Annotated in this window: 20 protein-coding genes; 14 read left to right on the top strand and 6 right to left on the bottom strand. The window is 71.7% G+C overall.

All coding sequences use genetic code 11. The annotated features are described in order from the left end of the window. Nucleotides 1-51 precede the first annotated feature (51 nt). On the bottom strand, nt 52-720 hold the full coding sequence (locus ACFYO8_RS04840) for a TrkA family potassium uptake protein (RefSeq protein ID WP_357707232.1): 669 nt from the start codon (nt 718-720) through the stop codon (nt 52-54). Further along, entirely contained in the window at nt 710-2,044 is a 1,335-nt protein-coding gene (locus ACFYO8_RS04835) for a potassium transporter TrkG (RefSeq protein ID WP_357707234.1), read from the bottom strand. Before ACFYO8_RS04835 ends, ACFYO8_RS04840 begins: the two co-directional genes overlap by 11 nt. A 106-nt stretch (nt 2,045-2,150) precedes the next feature. Between ACFYO8_RS04835 and ACFYO8_RS04830 the strand changes: the two genes are divergently transcribed. Together ACFYO8_RS04830 and ACFYO8_RS04825 are read left to right on the top strand one after the other, a co-directional pair. Then, nucleotides 2,151-3,269: a glycerophosphodiester phosphodiesterase gene (locus ACFYO8_RS04830; RefSeq protein ID WP_357707237.1), complete on the top strand. Its 1,119-nt coding sequence runs from the start codon at nt 2,151-2,153 to the stop codon at nt 3,267-3,269. Between the two features lie 241 nt (nt 3,270-3,510). Then, nucleotides 3,511-4,266 carry a phage Gp37/Gp68 family protein gene (locus ACFYO8_RS04825; RefSeq protein ID WP_357707238.1) on the top strand — a complete coding sequence of 252 codons (756 nt, stop codon included), beginning with the start codon at nt 3,511-3,513 and terminating at the stop codon, nt 4,264-4,266. Nucleotides 4,267-4,290: 24 nt separating this feature from the next. Here the strand turns inward: ACFYO8_RS04825 and tcmP are convergent, their stop codons facing one another. Continuing rightward, entirely contained in the window at nt 4,291-5,466 is a 1,176-nt protein-coding gene (gene tcmP / locus ACFYO8_RS04820) for a three-Cys-motif partner protein TcmP (protein ID WP_387256819.1), read from the bottom strand. 227 nt (nt 5,467-5,693) lie between these two features. Then, on the bottom strand, nt 5,694-5,924 hold the full coding sequence (locus ACFYO8_RS04815; RefSeq protein WP_357707243.1) for a winged helix-turn-helix domain-containing protein: 231 nt from the start codon (nt 5,922-5,924) through the stop codon (nt 5,694-5,696). A gap of 283 nt (nt 5,925-6,207) precedes the next feature. Here ACFYO8_RS04815 and ACFYO8_RS04810 point away from each other — a divergent pair, with 283 nt between their 5' ends. The 7 genes from ACFYO8_RS04810 (at nt 6,208) to ACFYO8_RS04780 (ending at nt 12,364) form a co-directional block, all read left to right on the top strand. Further along, nucleotides 6,208-6,510 (top strand): DivIVA domain-containing protein, encoded by a 303-nt coding sequence (locus ACFYO8_RS04810; RefSeq protein ID WP_354874235.1) that lies wholly within the window; start codon nt 6,208-6,210, stop codon nt 6,508-6,510. A gap of 323 nt (nt 6,511-6,833) precedes the next feature. After that, entirely contained in the window at nt 6,834-8,036 is a 1,203-nt protein-coding gene (locus tag ACFYO8_RS04805; RefSeq protein ID WP_354874237.1) for a substrate-binding domain-containing protein, read from the top strand. Between the two features lie 4 nt (nt 8,037-8,040). After that, on the top strand, nt 8,041-8,784 hold the full coding sequence (locus ACFYO8_RS04800; RefSeq protein ID WP_184688734.1) for an ABC transporter ATP-binding protein: 744 nt from the start codon (nt 8,041-8,043) through the stop codon (nt 8,782-8,784). Continuing rightward, entirely contained in the window at nt 8,784-9,419 is a 636-nt protein-coding gene (locus ACFYO8_RS04795; protein ID WP_387256817.1) for an ABC transporter ATP-binding protein, read from the top strand. The genes ACFYO8_RS04800 and ACFYO8_RS04795 overlap by 1 nt, the downstream gene beginning before the upstream one ends. Nucleotides 9,420-9,477: 58 nt before the next feature. Beyond that, nucleotides 9,478-10,368, top strand: coding sequence for a branched-chain amino acid ABC transporter permease (locus ACFYO8_RS04790; RefSeq protein WP_302905485.1), 891 nt, complete (start codon nt 9,478-9,480; stop codon nt 10,366-10,368). Further along, nucleotides 10,365-11,483 carry a branched-chain amino acid ABC transporter permease gene (locus ACFYO8_RS04785; RefSeq protein WP_354874242.1) on the top strand — a complete coding sequence of 373 codons (1,119 nt, stop codon included), beginning with the start codon at nt 10,365-10,367 and terminating at the stop codon, nt 11,481-11,483. Before ACFYO8_RS04790 ends, ACFYO8_RS04785 begins: the two co-directional genes overlap by 4 nt. Nucleotides 11,484-11,614: 131 nt before the next feature. Then, nucleotides 11,615-12,364, top strand: coding sequence for an SDR family oxidoreductase (locus ACFYO8_RS04780; RefSeq protein WP_354874244.1), 750 nt, complete (start codon nt 11,615-11,617; stop codon nt 12,362-12,364). Between the two features lie 53 nt (nt 12,365-12,417). On the opposite strand, the gene ACFYO8_RS04775 is transcribed toward ACFYO8_RS04780, so the two are convergent. After that, a complete protein-coding gene (locus tag ACFYO8_RS04775; RefSeq protein WP_387256815.1) occupies nt 12,418-12,762 on the bottom strand; it encodes a hypothetical protein in 345 nt (114 codons plus the stop codon). Between ACFYO8_RS04775 and ACFYO8_RS04770 the strand changes: the two genes are divergently transcribed. The 4 genes from ACFYO8_RS04770 to ACFYO8_RS04755 all read left to right on the top strand — a co-directional run bounded on the left by ACFYO8_RS04770 (nt 12,749) and on the right by ACFYO8_RS04755 (nt 17,639). Next, nucleotides 12,749-14,044, top strand: a complete 1,296-nt coding sequence (locus ACFYO8_RS04770; RefSeq protein ID WP_387256813.1) for a BTAD domain-containing putative transcriptional regulator — start codon at nt 12,749-12,751, stop codon at nt 14,042-14,044. The two genes, ACFYO8_RS04775 and ACFYO8_RS04770, sit on opposite strands and share 14 nt — an antisense overlap. Beyond that, nucleotides 14,041-16,161, top strand: coding sequence for a DEAD/DEAH box helicase (locus ACFYO8_RS04765; protein ID WP_354874250.1), 2,121 nt, complete (start codon nt 14,041-14,043; stop codon nt 16,159-16,161). The genes ACFYO8_RS04770 and ACFYO8_RS04765 overlap by 4 nt, the downstream gene beginning before the upstream one ends. A gap of 133 nt (nt 16,162-16,294) precedes the next feature. Further along, nucleotides 16,295-16,525 (top strand): heavy metal-associated domain-containing protein, encoded by a 231-nt coding sequence (locus ACFYO8_RS04760; RefSeq protein WP_354874252.1) that lies wholly within the window; start codon nt 16,295-16,297, stop codon nt 16,523-16,525. Continuing rightward, nucleotides 16,518-17,639, top strand: coding sequence for a hypothetical protein (locus ACFYO8_RS04755; protein ID WP_387256811.1), 1,122 nt, complete (start codon nt 16,518-16,520; stop codon nt 17,637-17,639). The genes ACFYO8_RS04760 and ACFYO8_RS04755 overlap by 8 nt, the downstream gene beginning before the upstream one ends. Nucleotides 17,640-17,664: 25 nt before the next feature. Here the strand turns inward: ACFYO8_RS04755 and ACFYO8_RS04750 are convergent, their stop codons facing one another. Further along, nucleotides 17,665-18,084, bottom strand: coding sequence for a helix-turn-helix transcriptional regulator (locus ACFYO8_RS04750; protein WP_026268433.1), 420 nt, complete (start codon nt 18,082-18,084; stop codon nt 17,665-17,667). A 232-nt stretch (nt 18,085-18,316) separates the two neighbouring features. On the opposite strand from ACFYO8_RS04750, the gene ACFYO8_RS04745 reads away from it, so the two are divergent. Beyond that, a complete protein-coding gene (locus ACFYO8_RS04745) occupies nt 18,317-18,706 on the top strand; it encodes a hypothetical protein (protein WP_354874256.1) in 390 nt (129 codons plus the stop codon).

Genomic DNA, 18,706 nt, shown 5'->3' with positions numbered 1-18,706 from the left:
CGGCAAGGGCAAGGGTCCGAAGAAGGGCTGACGGTCAGGCCAGCGCGGCGGTCAGGTCAGCGCGGAGAAGCGCTGCACCTGGATGATGCCGCCCTCCACGATGAGCACGCTGTCCGACTCCAGCACCGTGTCCGGCCCGGCGTACCGGAACGGCTCCCCGGACTGCTTCGCGCCCACCACCATCACGCCGTACCGGTCCTGCGGGGCGATGTCGCGCAGTGAGCGCCCGACCAGCGGCGCGGGCACCTTGATCTTGGCGATGGCGAAGTCGTCGTCGAACTCGATGAAGTCGAGCATCCGGCTGACGATCAGGTGTGCCACCCGCTCCCCGGTCTCCGCCTCGGGGAAGACCACATGGTGCGCGCCGACCGAGTGCAGGATCTTGGCGTGCTTCTCCGAGACGGCCCGCGCCCAGATCTGCTCGATGCCCAACTCCGCCAGGGCCAGCACGGTGAGCACGCTCGCCTCCAGCGACGCGCCGATCGCGACCACGACCCGGCGGAAGTCCGCCATTCCGAGCTGGCGCAGCACCGCCTCCTCGGTGCTGTCCGCCTGCACCACCCGGTCGAGGTCGGACGACCAGTGCTGGACCCGGGCCGGGTCACGGTCGACCGCCAGCACCTCGTGACCGAGGCGCGACAGGGAGTTCGCCAGGCGCGAGCCGAACCGGCCCAGGCCGATCACCGCGATGCCCGTCTCGTCCGGATGCCTAGCCGACAATGGGTTGCTCCTCCGGATAGCGGTACAGCCGCCGACGGGTGTTCAACGCGATGGCGGAGCCGAGGGTGAGCGGCCCGACCCGGCCGATGTACATGAGCGCGGTCAGCACGTACTGGCCCGGTGGGGAGAGCTGCCCGGCCACCCCGACGGTCAGGCCGGTGGTGCTGAACGCGGAGGTGACCTCGAACAGCGCGGCCGAGAACGATACGTGCGAGGTCATCGCGATCAGGCCGACCGTACCGCCGGCCACCAGCGCCACGCTCAGCAGCGCCACCGTCAGCGCCTGCCGCTGGCTGGCCGCAGCCACCCGGCGGCGCCCGACCGTGGTGTCCCGCTCGCCCCGCAGCTCGGCCCAGATGGCGAAAGCGAGCAGGAAGAACGTGGAGACCTTGATGCCACCGGCGGTGCTGGCGCTGCCGCCGCCGATGAACATCAGTCCGATCAGCATGGGGTAGCTCTCGTCGGTGAGCCGCCCGACGTGGATCACGTCGAAGCCGCCGGTACGGCTCAGCGCGATCTGGGTGAACGACGCCAGCAGCTTGCCCGGCACGTCGTAGGCGCCGATCGTGAACGGGTTGGCCCATTCGGCCAGCAGCAGGTAGGCGACGCCGAAGACGATCAGCACCAGGCTGCCCCAGACGGTCAGCTTCGTGGCGACCGCCCAGCGCGCCGGCCGCCGCCACTCGCGTACCGCCTCGAACAGCGCCGGGAAGCCGAGCCCGCCGATGATCGCGCCGAGGCTGAGCGGCAACGCCACCCAACCGTCGCGGGAGAACGCGATCAGCCCGTCGGAGTAGAGCGCGAACCCGCCGTTGTTGAACGCCTGGACCGAGTGGAACACCGCCGACCAGAGCGCCCGGCCCGGCCGGTAGTCGTACGCCAGGAACAAGCGCGCGGCGATCACCGCCGTCATCAGGGCCTCGGTGGCGAACACGGTCGCCGCGATGCGCACCAGCAGCCGGCGTACGTCGCCGAGACCGAACTCGGCGGTCTCCGCCTGCACCAGCAGCCGGTTGCGCAGGCCGAGCTGGCGGGAGACCGCCAGGATCACCAGCGACGCCCCGGTCAGGATGCCCAGACCGCCGAGCTGGGTCAGCACGGTGATCATGACGAGCCCGAAGCTGTTCCAGTAGTTCGGCGTGTCGGTCACCGCCATCCCGGTCACCGACACCGCCGACGCGGACGTGAACAGCGCGGTGACGAACGGCGTGTAGCGCTGCTCGCTGGCTGCCCAGGGCAGCATGAGCAGGCCCGTGCCGGCCAGGATCACCGCCAGGAACCCCAACGGCACCAGCCGTACGGGCTTCCGGAGCAGGCGGCGCACCCCGTCATCTTCCGTCCGGAGATTCACCGGCAGGTCAGGAACCGACCAACTGGCGGTCAACCACACCCGGTCTGCTGTGCGTACCCATCGACGACAGGAGACGGCGTTGCGACGTACCCTTTCCACCCTCGGCGTGGCCGGCGCGCTGCTCGCGGCGGCGGCAGTGGTGGTGCCGGCAGTGGCCGCCCAGGCCGGCCCGGACCACCATGCCGAGCGTGCCCACGCGCCCCAGCGGCCGATCGTGATCGGCCACCGCGGGGCGAGCGGCTACCGCCCGGAGCACACCATCGAGGCCTACCGGCTCGCCATCCGCCAGGGCGCCGACTTCATCGAGCCGGACCTGGTCTCGACGAAGGACGGCGTCCTCGTCGCGCGGCACGAGAACGAGATCTCCGGTACGACCGACGTGGCCGCCCGCACCGAGTTCGCCGCCCGCAAGGCGACGAAGACCATCGACGGGGTGACGGTCACCGGCTGGTTCACCGAGGACTTCACGCTGGCCGAGCTGAAGACGCTGCGGGCCAAGGAACGCCTGCCGCAGGTGCGGGTCGCCAACACCGCGTTCGACGGCAGGTTCGAGATCCCGACGTTCCAGGAGGTCATCGACCTGGCGCGGGCCGAGTCGAAGGCGCGGGGCCGGACCATCGGGGTCTACCCGGAGACCAAGCACCCGAGCTACTTCGCGGCGATCGGCCGCCCGCTGGAGGAGCCGCTGGTCGCGGTGCTGCGCCGCAACCGGCTCACCCACCGCGCCGACCCGGTGTTCGTGCAGAGCTTCGAGACCGCCAACCTGCGCAAGCTCGACAAGATGATCGACGTGCGGCTGGTGCAGCTCATGGACGCGACCGGCGCCCCCTACGACTTCGTCGCGGGGGGCGACAAGCGGACCTACGCGGACCTGGCCACGCCCGCCGGACTGGCCTGGATCTCCCGGTACGCCGACGGCGTCGGCCTGAACAAGAACCTGATCGTGCCCCGCGACTCCGCCGGCCGGCTGCTCGCGCCGACCCCGGTGATCCGCGACGCGCACCGGCAGAAGCTCGCGGTGCACGCGTGGACGTTCCGGGCCGAGAACCAGTTCCTGCCGGTGGACTTCCGCATCGGCACCGACCCGAACGCGCGTGGTGACATCACGTCCGAGTACGAGCTGTTCCTCGACCTGGGTCTGGACGGCGTGTTCAGCGACCACCCCGACACGGCGGTGGCCGCCCGAGCCGGCCGCTGACCACCGCGTCCGTGCGGGAGATTCGCTGATCCGGTGACTCGAAGGGGTGAGGGTGTCCGGAAGTGTCCGGGCACCCTCACTGCTTCTCCTCTCGGCAATCACGCCCAGCGCCCCCGCGACCCGGCCACCGGGAATTCGTTCAGCACAATGAAGGCGAGAGATCGGTCGGAAAGCTGCCGCGCCCTTCCCATGCGTACGGATGTTCGACAGGATGGGCACTTCGCGACCGGAAGGAGGGCGCATGGCCGACAAGAGCGCCATCGAATGGACGGAAGCAACCTGGAATCCCACCACCGGTTGTGACCGCATCTCCGACGGCTGCGACAACTGTTACGCGTTGACGCTCGCGAAGCGCCTCAAGGCCATGGGCTCCACGAAATACCAGACCGACGGCGATCCGCGCACCTCTGGTCCCGGGTTCGGTGTCGCCCTGCACGCCGATGCCCTGGACATTCCTCGCCGCTGGCGTGACCCGCGCACCGTTTTCGTCAATTCCATGTCAGACCTTTTTCATGCCCGGGTCCCCCTCGACTATGTGCAACAGGTGTTCGCCGTGATGCGCGAGACGCCACGGCACACCTTCCAGGTGCTCACCAAGCGCGCTGCGCGACTGGCGAAGGTCAGCCACCACCTCGACTGGCCGGCGAATGTCTGGATGGGTGTGAGCGTCGAGAACGGCACGTACCGAGAGCGAGTCGATCAGCTGCGGGAGGTGCCGGCTGCGGTGCGCTTTATCTCGGCGGAGCCGTTGCTCGGTCCGTTGTCAAACCTAGATCTCGACGGCATCGACTGGTTGATCGCAGGAGGAGAGTCCGGGCAGGGCTGCCGCCCGATGGATCCGGCGTGGGTCCGTGACCTACGGGACCAATGCAGGTCCGCCGGCACTGCCTTCTTCTTCAAGCAATGGGGCGGGCGCACGCCGAAGGTTGGGGGTCGGTTGCTGGACGGCCGCACCTGGGATGAGATGCCATTGCCCCGCACGCTCGCGTCAGCCTAGGGGCGCAGAGGCCGGGCCACCACGTCACGGGCGCCAGACGACTTCTTTCCAAAAGTCGCCCGTGCCAGGGCAGCTGATCTGTTCTCGCCGGTACAGCGCCTTGACGGCTTGCCGCACGTGAGGGGCCCAGGCCTGTCCGAGCACCTCACCGTAGACCTCAGGCACGTGATCAACGATCTTGCAAGACCTATGCCGTTCCAGCAGTTTCATGAGGTTCCGCTCGATCGTCCCGGACCAGCGCTGGGCGTTCTCGGCCTTGTACTGCTCGGCATCGAAGACGGGGCCGTCGCCGAACAAGGTGTCAGCCAGGTGATCGTTTCGGCGTAGCTGTTCCTTCACCCAGGCCTCCTCCCACTCGACGCCGGCCTTACCCAGGGTGTCGGCAAAATGCCAGGCTCCTTCGCCGTGCCTTGTGAACAGGGTGAGGACGTACTTCGGCGCGAGGCCGGGCCGTGGCCGCACGGGCATCCGCACCGCCTGATAGTCCGATCCCTCGGCGAGGTTTCGGGCGTACCTGTCCGCGACCCGCAATGCGACGTCCGTGGCGCGCTCGTCATCTTGCGAGTCGGACACCTGGGCGAAGTAGCTGCGCCACCAAGCCCCGCCGAGGAACCGATCCAGTCGCGCGGCGGTCTTCGGCTCGCTCCCCGACAGGCCGCCCGGCCTTTGACCTGCGACGTGGACGGCACGCCCCATGCGCGCCACCGTGGAGACGCTGAAATGGAGCAATACCTCGGTGGGGGGCCAACTGGGCCGACCGAGCAGCCGGGTGCGAATCAGGTCGAAGTCGAGGGCTGGGCCGAAGGGATCGAGAAAGGCGAAGAGTGAGGCGCCCTTGGCCCGAGCCAACAACTCGGGGAGGTGCTGGTCGAGGCTGCCCTGACGCAGTTCACGTTGGACCGGGCCACCCTTCTCGCGGAGGACCTGCTCCAGGTTCGCGTAGCTGTCCGGGTCTTGCTCTACAAAGAATCCCAGTACGTCGCGGAAGCCCTGAACGAACTCGGCACACCGGGACAGGAGCAGGGGTGAACCCGGCTCCCCGCCGTCGTACTCGCCCCTGCCGGCGTAGCCGTCCAGGAAGACGATCGGGTTGCCCTGGCCCGTCTTGGACGCGAACACCACTGGATAGCGCTTGAGGATGCCGTGCTTGAGGACGGCGGCTGCCTTCTTGGAGCGGAAGAATTCGTCGTTTGCGGACAAGAGCCCTCCCCGCAGCACTCGCTTTCAGTGATGCGAAGATAGCGCTACGTAACTGCTCTCGTGGGCCGTGCTTTGGTCGCTCGAGGGTGCTCGAACCGCCAAGCATGCCCAGTGAGCAGCCGTGATGTCCTTGGCCGGATGCGCAAGGCGGCGGGACGGAGTCCATGATCTGACTAAACGGTGGTCGGCTGCCCCGGTGGTGCGAGATTCAAGATCCGGTGCGAGGCCTAGCGGGTAGGCGGCTCGGCTACATACGTGCCGCGGCCGGGCTGGCCGGTGATCAGCTCGCGATCGTGCAGCAACGACATCGCGCGGTAGGCCGTGTTCATGTGGACGCCGTAGGTCTCGGCCAACTCACGGGTTGAGGGCAGCCTGTCGCCCGGCTTCAGCTCGCCGCTTTTGATCTTCGCGGCGATGTCGTTGGCGATGCGGCGGAACGGTGCTTCTGCTGTGGGCATGGTGGGGACTCCGGTTGGTTCGGCGAATCCGATCCTGCCCTACCTGCACAAGTAACTGCAACAAGTTGCCCAGCGCATCGACAGTGGAGTCTCGCGCATAACCAGATACTGGTGTAGGTTGAGTCGCGTCCGGCTCCGGTTGGTTCGGCAAACCTCGGGAGCCGGACCCGGATTGGGCTCCGGGGCCGTACCGCCGGACGGGCTGCGGTCTCGGGGTCGGCGGCCCGCCCGCGTCCCCTGTCTGCGGGCGGGCCGCCTCCACGGCTCGGTGAGGAGGATCGGCGTGCGTAACGTGCTCAACCTGTTCCAGCCAACCCGGCGACGCGGCAAGGGCGGGCTGCCCAACCACGGCTGGTACCGCTCGGAGTCGTGCCGGCCGCTGAGCGTCGGGCAGATCCGCGAGCGGAGATTCCGCACCGTGCGGCACGGGCTCGACCCGGCCGAGGTGCACGCCTTCCTCTATCGGGTGGCGGGCGACCTGGCGCTGGCCCGGCGTGACGCGTCCCGGTACGCCGAGGAGAACACGCGGATCAAACAGGCCCTCAAGAACTGGCAGTCCCGGTTCACTCCCGGCGCACAGCGGTGAGCCGGGAGCGATTCGTCGTACACCTGCCGGTTCTCGCGGCCGACCTCGACGGCGCGCGGGGGTTCGCGCGGGCGGCCGACCATGACGGGGCGTGCGGCGGGCGGTGACCGGGGCGCGATGGCGTGGGCCGACACTGCCGGCGGTGTGTGCGTGGTGAGTGCGGCCATCCGGGGTCGGCGCGGTTACGTGGCGATGTCCGGCGTTGTAACGAGCGGCCATCCCGTCACGGGTACTTGTGTGCGCCGACCACATAGCCCGTGGGTGACGTCACTTCTAGCGTGAGCCGACAACTGACATTCCCCCTGTCCTCACCTGGAGTCGCTATGACGATCCGGCACACGCGACGGGTGTTCCTTACCGCAGCCACCTCGGTGGCGGTCGCTCTGGCCGCCACCGCCTGTGGCAGCCCGCAGGACACCGCATCCGGCGGCGGCGACGCCGCCCCGGTCAAGGTCGGTCTGGTCTACTCCCAGTCCGGGCCGCTCGCCAGCTACGGCAAGCAGTACATCGAGGGTTTCAAGGCCGGCCTCGACTTCGCCACCAAGGGCACCGGCAAGGTCGGTGACCGCACGATCGAGGTGACCGAGGCCGACGACGCGGGCGACCCGGCCAAGGCCGTGTCCGCCGCGAAGGACCTGATCGGCAAGGGTACGAAGATCATCGCCGGGTCCACCTCGTCCGGGGTGGCGCTCCAGGTGGCGCCGATCGCCGCGCAGAACAAGGTGCTGTTCATCTCCGGCCCGGCCGCCACCGACGCGGTGACGGGCGCGAACAAGTACACGTTCCGTTCCGGCCGCCAGTCCTGGCAGGACGTGGTGACCGCCCGGTCGTTCATCGGCGACGCGGGCGGCAGGAAGGTTGTCGTGTTCGCGCAGGACGGCGCGTTCGGCGACGCGAACGAGGCCGCCGTCAAGGCCGTCATCGGCGGCGCCGGCGCGAACGTGAGCAGCGTCCGGGCCCCGGCCAGCGCCACCGAGTTCACGCCGTTCGCCAGCCAGATCAAGGCCGCCAAGCCGGACCTGCTCTTCGTCGCCTGGGCCGGCACCACCGCCGGCGCCATGTGGCAGACGCTCGACCAGCAGGGCGTCCTCGCGTCCACCACTGTCGTCACCGGCCTGGACATCCGCGCCTCCTGGCCGACGTTCGGCGCGGCCGGCAGCAAGATCTCGTTCCTGTCGCACTACTTCGACGGGGCCAGCGACACCGAGGCCGCCAAGGCCGCGAAGGCGAAGGTGCCGGGTGGCACGCTCGACCTGTTCCACCCGGACGGGTTCGCCGCCGCGCAGATGGTCGTCCGCGCGGTGCAGGAGGGCGGCGACGACGTGGAGAAGATGGTGAAGGCGCTCGAAGGCTGGGAGTTCGAGGGCGTCAAGGGCACCATGAAGATCCGCGCCGAGGACCACGCCCTGCTCCAGCCGATGTACCAGGCGAAGCTCTCCGGCAGCGGCACCACCTTCACGGCGACCGCGCAGAAGTCGCTCACCGGTGACGAGAGCGCGCCGCCGGTCGCGCAGATGAAGGGCTGAGGAGGTGCTCGCCACCCGCGGTCTGACCTGGCGGATCGGTGAGGTCGCCATCGTCGACTCCGTCTACCTCGATCTGGCGCCGGGGGAGTTCCTCGGCGTGATCGGGCCCAACGGCGCCGGCAAGACCTCCCTGTTCAACCTGATCACCGGCCTGCGCCGGCCCACCGAGGGCACGGTCCTGCTGGACGGCGCGGACATCACCGCGCTTGCGCCGCACCGGCGGGCCCGGCTCGGCCTGGGGCGTACCTTCCAGGCGTCCTCGGTCTTCGGCTCGCTGACCGTGCGGGAGAACGTCCGGCTCGCCGTACAGGCACACCGGGGTGGCTCGATGAAGCTGTGGCGGCGGGCGGCGGCCGACCGGGAGGTGGCCGCCGCCGCCGACGCGGCGCTCGACCGGGTCGGCCTGCACCACAGGGGTACGGCGCTCGCCGGCACCCTGGCCCACGGCGAGAAGCGCAAGCTGGAGATCGCGCTGCTGCTCGCCGGTGAACCCCGGGTGATGCTCCTGGACGAGCCGATGGCCGGGGTGAGCGCCGAGGACGTGCCCGAGCTGGTCAGCGTGATCAAGTCGTTGACCGGCGACAGCGGCCGGGCGGTGCTCATGGTGGAACACCACATGGACGTGATCCTGGAGCTGGCCGACCGGATCGCCGTGATGCACCACGGCGCGCTGCTGGCGTGCGACACCCCGGAGACGGTGATGGCGAACGCCACCGTGCAGGAGGCGTACCTGGGGGAGGCCCTCTGATGGTGGAACCTGTCCTGTCCGTCGAGGGCCTGTCCGTGCGGATCGCCGGACTGCACATCCTCCAAGGGGTGTCGTTCGAGGTCGCGCCCACCGGCGTCACGGTGCTGCTCGGCCGCAACGGCGTCGGCAAGACCACCACGCTGCGCGCGATCGTCGGGCTGACGCCGCGCGGCGGCGAGGTGCGCGGGACCGTGCGGATGGGCGCGCGGAGCCTGCTCGCCCGCCCCACCCACCGGCTGGTCCGCGACGGCCTCGGCTACGTGCCGGAGGACCGCTGCGTCTTCGCCGCGCTCACCGTCGCGGAGAACCTGCGGCTCGCCGAACGGCGGGGCGTCGCGCCCGCGTACGACAAGGTCTTCGCGCTCTTCCCGGAGCTGGAGCGGCGCGGACGGCAACGGGCCGGCTCGCTGTCGGGCGGGCAGCAGCAGATGCTCGCGATCGGCCGGGTGCTGCTGAACGACAACCGGCTGCTGCTCGTCGAGCAGAACCTGGCGGTGGTTCGGCGGCTGGCGACCGACGCGGTGGTGCTCTCCGCCGGGAAGGTCGCCTGGACCGGCGACGCCCAGGAGTTGCTGCTGGAGACGGCGCTGACGAAGTCGCTGCTCGGTGTCGGTTCGGCGGAGGTGCATCGGTGAGCGCGAGGAGTGAGCCGGGTTTGCGAGCCCCGCAGTCGCGAACGAAAGGTGGCACAGCGTGAACACAGTCGTCCTGCTGACGCTGACCGGGCTGGGACTGGCGGCGCTGTACTTCCTGGTCGCCTCCGGCCTGTCCCTGGTGTTCGGCCTCGCCGACGTGCTCAACTTCGCGCACGGGCTGTTCCTCGGCGTGGGCGCGTACGCGACGTGGTGGGCGGCGGGCAACCTGCCCGGCGCCGGGCCGGACGGGCTCGGGTTCGTGCTGGCAGTCGTCTTCGGCGTGCTGGCCGGTTCGCTCGTCGCGGTGCTGGTGGAGCTGGTGCTGATCCGGCCGCTCTACTCCCGCACCATCGAACAGGTGCTGGTCACCGTCGGCCTGTCGCTGGCCGGTGTGGCGCTGCTCCAGGCCACCTGGGGCGCCGATCCGCGGCCGTTCCCGCGCCCGGACTGGAGCCGGGGCGTCACATCGGTGCTCGGCGCCCAGGTGCCGAACGCCGGACTGCTGCTGATCGTCGCCGCCGCGGTGGTGCTCGGCGCGCTGCTGGCGTTCCTGCGCTGGACCCGGTACGGCCTGATCATCCGGGCCGGCGTGGAGAACCGGGAGATGGTCACCGCGCTCGGCATCGACGTGCGCAAGGCGTTCACGCTGGTCTTCGCGATCGGCGGGGCCGCCGCCGCGCTGGCCGGTGCGCTCGGCGGCGTCTACTTCGGCACGGTCTCGCCGGGGCAGGGCGGCTCGCTGCTGATCTTCGCCTTCATCGTGGTGGTGATCGGCGGGATGGGCTCGGTGGTCGGGTCCGCGTACGCGGCGGTCGCGGTGGGGCTGCTGCAACAGTTCGTCAACTACTACGGCACGTCCGGCCTGGGCGACCTGTGCGTGGTCGGTCTGCTCGCCGTGGTGCTGCTGCTGCGTCCGCAGGGCCTGGCCGGAAAGGTGGCTCACGCATGACCGAGGTCAAGAGCGCCGATGCGCCGGCACCCCCGGCGGCGGTGCCGGACGAGCTGACCCCCGGCCACGCCCGCTGGCACGGACTGCGCCCGTACCTGCCGCTGGTGGCGCTGGTGGTGGCGGCGATCCTGCCGTACTCCACACTGCACCTGCCCGGGATCTTCGAGGGGCCGCTGAACTCGCCGGGCACGCTGCAACTGCTCGCCATCTGCCTGGTCTTCGGTGGGCTCGCGGCCGGCTACGACCTGCTGTTCGGGCGTACCGGGATGCTCTCCTTCGGCCACGCGCTCTACTTCGCCGCCGGGGTGTACGGCACGGACATCCTGGTCACCAAGGCCGGGCTGCCGCTGTGGCAGGCCGGCGTGCTGACGGTGACCGGCGGCACCACGCTCGCCGCGCTGCTCGGCGCGGTGGCCCTGCGTACCGTGGGCATCGCGTTCGCCATGGTGACGCTGGCGTTCGCGCAGGTCGGGGCGATCCTGGTGGCCCGCGACTTCGGCGGCCTCACCGGCGGCGAGGAAGGGCTGCCGCTGGACGTGTCCGGGCTGCCGTCTGCGCTGGTGGGCGTGACGAACACGGTGAACCTGTACTGGCTGGCGCTGGCGTACCTGGTGATCGTGGTCCTCGTGGTGCACCGGGTCAGCGCCTCGCCGACCGGGCGGGTGCTGGCCGGGCTGCGCGACGACGAGCGGCGCATCGGGGTGCTCGGGCTCGATCCGTACCGGTTCAAGCTGGTCGCGTTCACGCTCGCCGGTGGTCTCGCGTCCGCCGGTGGGGTGGTGTACGTGCTGATCGTCGGCGGCGCCAGCCCGCACATCACCTCGTCGGAGCTGACGCTGTCGCTGCTGGTCATGGTGGTGCTCGGCGGACCCGGCACGCGGTGGGGGCCGGTGCTGGGCGGTGTCCTCTACATGTACCTGGATCACCGGCTCACCGCGTTCGGCAGCAGCGACGCGGTGAACAGCCTGCCCGCGTTCCTCAGCCAGCCGCTGAGCCAGCCGCTGTTCGTCCTGGGCACCGTCTTCATCCTGGCCGTCTACTTCTTCCCCGGCGGCCTGGCCAGCCTGCGCTCCCGCCTGACCCCCCTCCTGACCGCCCTCCGCCGCCCCCGCTGACCCCTCCCGCCTCTGCCCCACCCCTGCCCCGGCGATCATGAAGTTAACGCCGCGACACGCCGTGCCCGATGGCGCTAACTTCATGATCGCCCGGGGTAGGGCCGGGACGGGACGCGGGAAGGGGAGACCTCATGGGGGATCGGCGGCTTGCGGTTGTCAGTGGGGGTGGGACCGGGATCGGGGCTGCTGTGGCGCATGGGCTCGTCGGGGACGGGTTCGACGTTCTTGTCGTGGGGCGGCGGGCCGGCGTGCTCGAATCGGCTGCGCGGCGGATCTGTGACGAGAGCGGGCGGGACGGGGCGGTCACCGCTGTCGCTGCCGATCTGACCGAACCGGGGCAGGTCGGTGCGGTGGTGGAGGCCGTGGGGGAGCGCGCGGTGGACGCCGTGGTCAACAACGCCGGGGGCTACCTCGGCGGGGCGACCGACTCGCTCGGCGGGGTGGCGGACTGGTGGCGGGCCAACCTGGACGCCAACGTGCTGACCGCCGTGCTGCTCACCGAGGCGCTGCTGCCCGCCCTGCGCCGTCCCGGCGGCCGGGTGGTCCTGCTCAGCTCGATCGCCGCGCAGCGCGGTGGCGCCGGGCCGTACTCGGCCGCGAAGGCCGCGCTGCACGGCTGGGCGTACGACCTCGCCGCCCAGCTCGGCCCGGAACAGATCACTGTGAACGTGGTCAGCCCCGGCTACGTGGCCGAGACCGAGTTCTTCGGCGACCGGATGACGCCGGAGGGGCACGCCAAACGGGTCGCCGCCACGCTCGTCGGCCGGGCCGGTGTGCCGGACGACATCGCGGCGGCCGTCCGTTACCTGGTCGGCCCGTCCGCCGGGTACGTCACCGGGCAGGTGCTCGGCGTCAACGGCGGCTCGGTGCTCGGCCGCTGACACGCCGAAGGGGCGGCGGCCCCCCGTGTGGCCACCGCCCTCGTCCGTCGTCGTCAGCCGTTGAGCATCTCGTACGCCGTCGCCGGCGCCTTCTGCACCTGCGCGCCGGTCGGCGCGCTGATCTTCGGCGCCTTGCCGAAGTCGTAGTACTTGGCGACCAGCTTCATCGCCTTCTTCTTGCCCGCGGCCGGCACGTTCAGGGTCAGCGAGGTGAGGTTCCCGTCCGGCCCGACCACTGCCGTGAACGGCACCTTCTTGGCCGCGTCACCGAGCGCGTCCACATCCACTGTGGTGAAGCTCTCGCGGATGTCGGCGTTCGCGGTCAGGTCGGCGAGCCCGGTGTACTTCCCGTCGCCCTGGTCCTCGACCGTCTCCGCGGTCCGGATGACCGCGGCCATGTTGGCCGGGTCGGCGGTCGCGCTGGAGACGCGTACCGACCTGGAACTGGCCGCCGGCCGGCACGGCGAGCTGGTCGGCCGCCTGGTCGAGCTGGTCGCCGAGTTCCCGGTCCGGGAGCGGCTGCGTCAGCAGCTCATGCTGGCGCTGCACCGCAGCGGGCGGCAGGCCGAGGCGCTGGCCGCCTACCGCGACTACGCGGGGCTGCTCCGCGACGAGTACGGCATCGAGCCGGGCGAACCGCTTCAGGATCTGCACCGGCGGATCCTGCGCGCCGACCCGGACCTTCTGGCGCGTCCGGAGCGGGCCGGACCGGGCGGGCGGTGGTCGGGCGGCCCGGAGCCGCCTCCGGCCGCCGCCGATCACCCGGCGGGCGCACCGGCCCAGCTCACCGTTCCGGCTCAGCTCACCGTTCCGGTGCAGTTCACCGTCTCGGCGCAGCCGGGCGGTCCGCTCCCCCCGGCACCCTCAGCCGAGTCGCCGACCGGCCTGCCGGCCTGGGTCTCGCCCCCTGTCGCACCGCTGTTCGGCGCCGTCCCGCAGTCCAGGCGTCCCACCGGTGTGCCCGGGTGGCTGAGCGTCGCCGCGACGGTGGGTGGCGCGCTCACCGCCCTGTTCTCGTTCGGCATGCTCACCTGGCTGGTGGTGCTGCTGTACGGCTTCTGGCGACGCGGCTGGGGCAGCGTCGTCGCCGCGGTCTGCTACCTGACCGTGGCCGTGACGTTCCTGGTGGTCGTCGGTGGCAGCGAGTCGGAGGAGGTCACCGCGCCCGAGGGCACCATGATCGCGATCTGGCTGAGCGCCTGGGTGGCGGGCGTCCCGCACGTGGTGCTGCTCAACGGTCGGCTGCTCGCCTGGGTGCGTGGCCTCTGGCGCGGGCGGCCGTACGCCGACCGCAACCGGCTGCGCCGGGAGTACGCCCGTTACCTGCTCTACCAGTACCCGTCGGCCCGCAACGACCTGCGCATCGGGCGTCCCGACCTGCCCCGCGCGTACGACGACGGCGGACTGGTGGACATCAACTCGGTGCCGGATCCGGTGATCGCCGGGCTGCCGGGACTGACCCGGTCGCAGGCACAGCACGTGGTGGTCGACCGGCGGATGCGGGGCCCGTACACGTCGATGGAGGAGCTGGCCTCGCGGTGCCTGCTGCCGGCGGCGGCGACGGACTCGTTGCGCGAGCTGCTGATCTTCCTGCCGCCCGCACCGGCGCCCGCTTCGCCGCCCACGCCGCCGCCCGGTCCGCCGGTGGCGTCGGCCGTCCCTGGTAGAAATGCCGGATGAGTCAGGATCGGATGGCCGTCCGGGAGCGCGCCGAGGCGGTGCTGCGGCGGCTGGCGGGTGACCACGCCCGGCTGCGCGAGGACCAGTGGCGAGCAATCGAGGCGCTCGTTGTCGACCGGCGGCGGGTGCTCTGCGTGCAGCGCACCGGCTGGGGCAAGTCGGCCGTCTACTTCGTGGCCACCGCGCTGCTGCGTGAGAACGGCGAGCACGGGCCGACGGTGATCGTCTCGCCGCTGCTGGCGCTGATGCGCAACCAGGTCGAGTCCGCCGCCCGGGCCGGCATCCGGGCGCGCACCATCAACTCGGCGAACCTCGACGAGTGGGACGAGATCACCGCCGAGATCCACGCCGGGGCGGTCGACGTGCTGCTGATCAGCCCGGAGCGCCTGAACAACCCGGACTTCCGCGACGGTGTGCTGCCGAAGCTGGCGGCCACCACCGGGCTGCTCGTGGTGGACGAGGCGCACTGCGTCTCCGACTGGGGACACGACTTCCGTCCCGACTACCGGCGGCTGCGCACGTTCCTGGCCAACTTGCCCGAGCGCACGCCGGTGCTCGCCACCACCGCCACCGCCAACGCCCGGGTCACGCAGGATGTGGCCGAGCAGTTGGGTGACGCGCTGGTGCTGCGGGGCACACTCGACCGGGAGTCGCTGCGCCTCGGCGTACTCGATCTGCCGAGTCCGGCCCACCGCCTGGCCTGGCTGGCCGACCACCTGGACCGGCTCCCCGGCTCGGGGATCGTCTACACGCTCACCGTGGCGGCGGCCACCGAGACGGCCGAGTTCCTGCGCGGCCGGGGCTGGCCGGTCGCCTCCTACACGGGGCAGGCCGAGGACGCCGACCGGCGGGCCGCCGAGCAGGACCTGCTGGACAACAAGATCAAGGCGCTGGTCGCCACGAGCGCGCTCGGCATGGGCTTCGACAAGCCCGACCTCGGCTTCGTGGTGCACCTGGGTGCGCCGCCCTCGCCGATCGCCTACTACCAGCAGGTCGGCCGCGCGGGCCGGGCCGTCGAGCACGCCGAGGTGCTGCTGCTGCCCGGCGTGGAGGACGCGGCGATCTGGCGGTACTTCGCCTCGCTCGCCTTCCCGCCCGAGGAGCAGGTCCGCGCCGTGCTCGCCGCGCTGGACACCGCGCGGCCGATCTCCACGCAGGCCCTGGAACCGGTGGTCGACCTGCGCCGGACCCGGCTGGAGCTGATGCTCAAGGTGCTCGACGTGGACGGCGCGGTCCGCCGGGTGCGCGGCGGCTGGCTCGCCACCGGCGAGCCGTGGGTCTACGACGAGGCCCGGTTGCGGCGCGTCGCCGACGCGCGCGCCGCCGAGCAGCGGGCCATGCGGGAGTACGCCTCGACGTCCGGCTGCCGGATGCGTTACCTGCGGGAAGGGCTGGACGACACCGGTGCGCAGGACTGCGGGCGGTGCGACAACTGCGCCGGCCCGCTGTTCGACGCCGCCGTCTCCGAGCCGGCGCTGACCGCCGCGCAGACCTTCCTCGGGCGTCCCGGCGTGCCGATCCCGCCGAAGAAGCTCTGGCCGACCGGGTTGGAGGCGGTCGGCGTACCCCTGAAGGGCCGCATTCCCCCGGCGGAGCAGGCGCTGGCCGGCCGGGCCGTGGGACGCCTGTCCGACCTGGGGTGGGGCGGGCGGCTGCGTGGGCTGGTCGGGCCGGAGGCGCCGGACGGCCCGGTGCCCGACGACGTGGTGGCCGCGGTGGTCGAGGTGCTGAAGGCGTGGGCGCACGGCGACGACCCGTGGCCCCGGCGGCCGGCGGGCGTGGTCGCGGTCGGCTCCCGGACGCGACCGCTGCTGGTGGGCTCGCTGGCCGAGCGGATCGCCGCCGTGGGCCGGCTGCCGCTGCTCGGCCAGGTCGTCCCGGCCGGTCCGGCGGGCGGCGGCGGGCCGCGCGGCAACAGCGCCCAGCGGGTACGCGCGCTGCACGGCGCCTTCCACCTGCCGGACGAGCTGGCCGGCGCGCTGCCGGGGCTGGACGGTCCGGTGCTGCTGGTGGACGACCTGGTCGACTCGGGCTGGACGATGGCGATGGTGGCGCGGCTGCTGCGCCGGGCCGGCGCCCCGGACGTGCTGCCGCTGGCGCTCGCGGTGGCCGGCTGACCCGTCGCGGCCGTGCGCGGTCCCCGCGGTTCGCCGGTCGCGTGGAAAGTTCCCGGGCCGGGCGGAATGCGAGCGTCACCACCGTCGGCGGACCGTCGTCCGGCCTGCGTCCGGGCGGCGGTACCGTGGGGCCATGACCGAGCAGCGACCCGTCGTCGAGACGTACACCGTGACCGGGATGACCTGCGAACACTGCGTCAAGGCGGTGACCGAGGAGCTGTCCGCGCTGCCCGGCGTCGACGAGGTCCGGATCGATCTGACGAGCGGCACCGCCACTGTCACCAGCGAGGCGCCGTTGTCCGTCGAGTCCGTTCGCGCCGCGGTGGACGAGGCGGGTTACGAGCTGGTCGGCGGCGGTGCCTGAGTCGTCGTCGGTCACGTCCGGCACCGGCGTCGTCCCCGACGACTCCCGGGCCGGTTCCGACGCTCCCGCGGCAGGGCCCGGTGACGCGGCTCGGTCCGGGGACGCGGCTCGGTCCGGGGACGCGGCTCGGTCCGGGGACGGCACGGACGGCCGGGCCGGGGCGGCTGCGGCCGGTCCCGTGGCGGTGGACCGGGAGACGCTGCGGCTGGCCCTGGTGGTGGGCGGCCTGGTGCTCGCCGTACTGCTCGGTTTCGGCCTCGGGCGGATGAACGCGCCGGCCGACCCGGCCCGGCCGGCGGGCGCGACGACAGGCGGGGTCGCCACCGGCGCCGACGGCGGCGCGCACGCCCACTCACCCGGGACCGGCGCGCACACGCACGACGGCGCCACTGTCACCCAGGGCGGCGGCGACGGCGCGACCGGGCTGTCGATCACCTCGGCCGGCTACACGCTCGTGCCGTCGACCGAGCTGGTCGCGGGCCGCGCCGGTGAGCTGCGCTTCCAGATCCGCGACGACCAGCGCCGGGCGGTCACCCGGTACGCCGTCGTGCACGACAAGCCGATGCACGTGATCATGGTCCGGCGTGACCTCAGCGGCTACCGGCACCTGCACCCGACGATGGCCGCCGACGGCACCTGGTCGGTGCCGGTCACGCCGCCGGAGGCGGGCCCCTGGCGGATGTACGCCGACTTCACCACCGTCGCCGACGACGGCCGCCAGGTCGCCGTGGTGCTCGGCGCCGACCTGACCGCGTCCGGCGCGTACCAGCCCCGGCCGCTGTCCGCCGCCGCCACGTCGGCCACCGTCGACGGGTTCACCGTCGCCTACACCGGCACGCCGGAGGTGGGGAAGGCGGTGCCACTGCGGTTCCGGGTCACCGGCACCGACGGCGCGGCGGCGTCGCTGGAGCCGTACCTCGGGGCGTACGGGCACCTGGTTGCGTTGCGTAAGGGCGATCTCGGCTACCTGCACGTCCACCCGGAGCCGGTGCGCGACGGCGATGACGTGACGTTCTGGCTGACCGCGCCGGGGCCGGGAAGCTACCGGATGTTCCTGGACTTCCAGGTCGGCGGCGTGGTGCGGACCGCCGAGTTCACGCTGACCGTGACCTGAGCCGCAGGCCGTCGCGCCTGAGCGGTCAGCCGGCCCGGCGGACCGGGCGGCGGGCCAGATAGCGGAGCAGATCGCGGATGTGGTGCTTCTCCTCGGCGGGCACGTTCGGGTCGGCGAGCCGGTCCAGGATGACCCGCACATCGGCCTCCACCGGGCCGTCCTCGGCGCCCCGGCGGCGGGGCACCGGCCCGGCGTCGGGCAGGCCCAGCGCGCGGAACGCCGCCGCCACCGGCAGGTCGAGGGCGGCGCAGAAGCCGCGCACCTTGGCGAGTTCGGGATAGTCCTGCCAGTCTCCGGCCAGCCAGCGGAACACAGTGGAACGGCCCACGCCGGTGTGGGTGGCGAGGTCGGTCACCGTCCAGCCGCGTTCCTCGCGCGCGGCATCGATGGCCCGGCGTACGAAGCGCGCGAAGGCCATCTGCGGCGAAACGTCTGCAGAACCCATTCCTGGTGGATCTGTCCCCTTCCTCCGGTGGCCCGGCTCGCCCATCGAGCGTAGCCCGCCCGGCGTGAGAAGTAACCGCCTGATCGGCCCGGAGGGCACGCTGGCAGGACGATCAAATGCCGAACTGCCGTTCGGGTAATACACTTCGGGCAACAGGCTGAGGGACCCTGAGAAGCGATGGAGGAGAAGTATGGCCGAGCCGGACCGTTCCGTACCGCATCGCCCTGGCGCGGTGAGTCTCTTCTTCGTTGCCAAGGCCGCGGTGTTCGCGCTCGGCTTCTGGCTCTGGCTACTGGTGCTGGCGGTACGCGGCGGCGAGGCGACAGGCGTACACCTGATCGCCGCGACCGGCGCGATCTGCACCACGCTGGTCTCGGTGGTGCTCGGCGCGCGGATGGCGTTGCAGCGCAACGCCGCCGTCCGGCACGCCGAGCTGAAGCGGCTGCTCGTCGACATCTCGTGGAACGCCTTCGCCGCCGCCGGGAACGGCGAGCAGCGCGGGAAGGTGGTGCCGTTCCCGAGCGCCGCACACGACGTCGAGCACGCCCCGAACCGCGGTTCCGGCGAGCGGGTGTCGGTGCTGGACCGGGGTGACCGCAACCGGGGTGACCTGGGACGGTAG

This window comes from Micromonospora sp. NPDC005257 (genome assembly GCF_042872445.1).
Classification (GTDB): domain Bacteria; phylum Actinomycetota; class Actinomycetes; order Mycobacteriales; family Micromonosporaceae; genus Micromonospora.
Note: the sequence above shows the minus strand (reverse complement) of the source record. Positions and strands in the feature narration are given on the sequence as shown.

Coding starts and splice junctions, on each gene's coding strand:
- ACFYO8_RS04825 (WP_357707238.1), top strand. CDS start 3,511: ATGGCCGACAAGAGCGCCATCGAATGGACGGAAGCAACCTGGAATCCC.
- ACFYO8_RS04815 (WP_357707243.1), bottom strand. CDS start 5,924: ATGCCCACAGCAGAAGCACCGTTCCGCCGCATCGCCAACGACATCGCC.
- ACFYO8_RS04805 (WP_354874237.1), top strand. CDS start 6,834: ATGACGATCCGGCACACGCGACGGGTGTTCCTTACCGCAGCCACCTCG.
- ACFYO8_RS04795 (WP_387256817.1), top strand. CDS start 8,784: ATGGTGGAACCTGTCCTGTCCGTCGAGGGCCTGTCCGTGCGGATCGCC.
- ACFYO8_RS04785 (WP_354874242.1), top strand. CDS start 10,365: ATGACCGAGGTCAAGAGCGCCGATGCGCCGGCACCCCCGGCGGCGGTG.
- ACFYO8_RS04780 (WP_354874244.1), top strand. CDS start 11,615: ATGGGGGATCGGCGGCTTGCGGTTGTCAGTGGGGGTGGGACCGGGATC.
- ACFYO8_RS04770 (WP_387256813.1), top strand. CDS start 12,749: ATGACCGCGGCCATGTTGGCCGGGTCGGCGGTCGCGCTGGAGACGCGT.
- ACFYO8_RS04775 (WP_387256815.1), bottom strand. CDS start 12,762: ATGGCCGCGGTCATCCGGACCGCGGAGACGGTCGAGGACCAGGGCGAC.
- ACFYO8_RS04765 (WP_354874250.1), top strand. CDS start 14,041: ATGAGTCAGGATCGGATGGCCGTCCGGGAGCGCGCCGAGGCGGTGCTG.
- ACFYO8_RS04760 (WP_354874252.1), top strand. CDS start 16,295: ATGACCGAGCAGCGACCCGTCGTCGAGACGTACACCGTGACCGGGATG.
- ACFYO8_RS04750 (WP_026268433.1), bottom strand. CDS start 18,084: ATGGGTTCTGCAGACGTTTCGCCGCAGATGGCCTTCGCGCGCTTCGTA.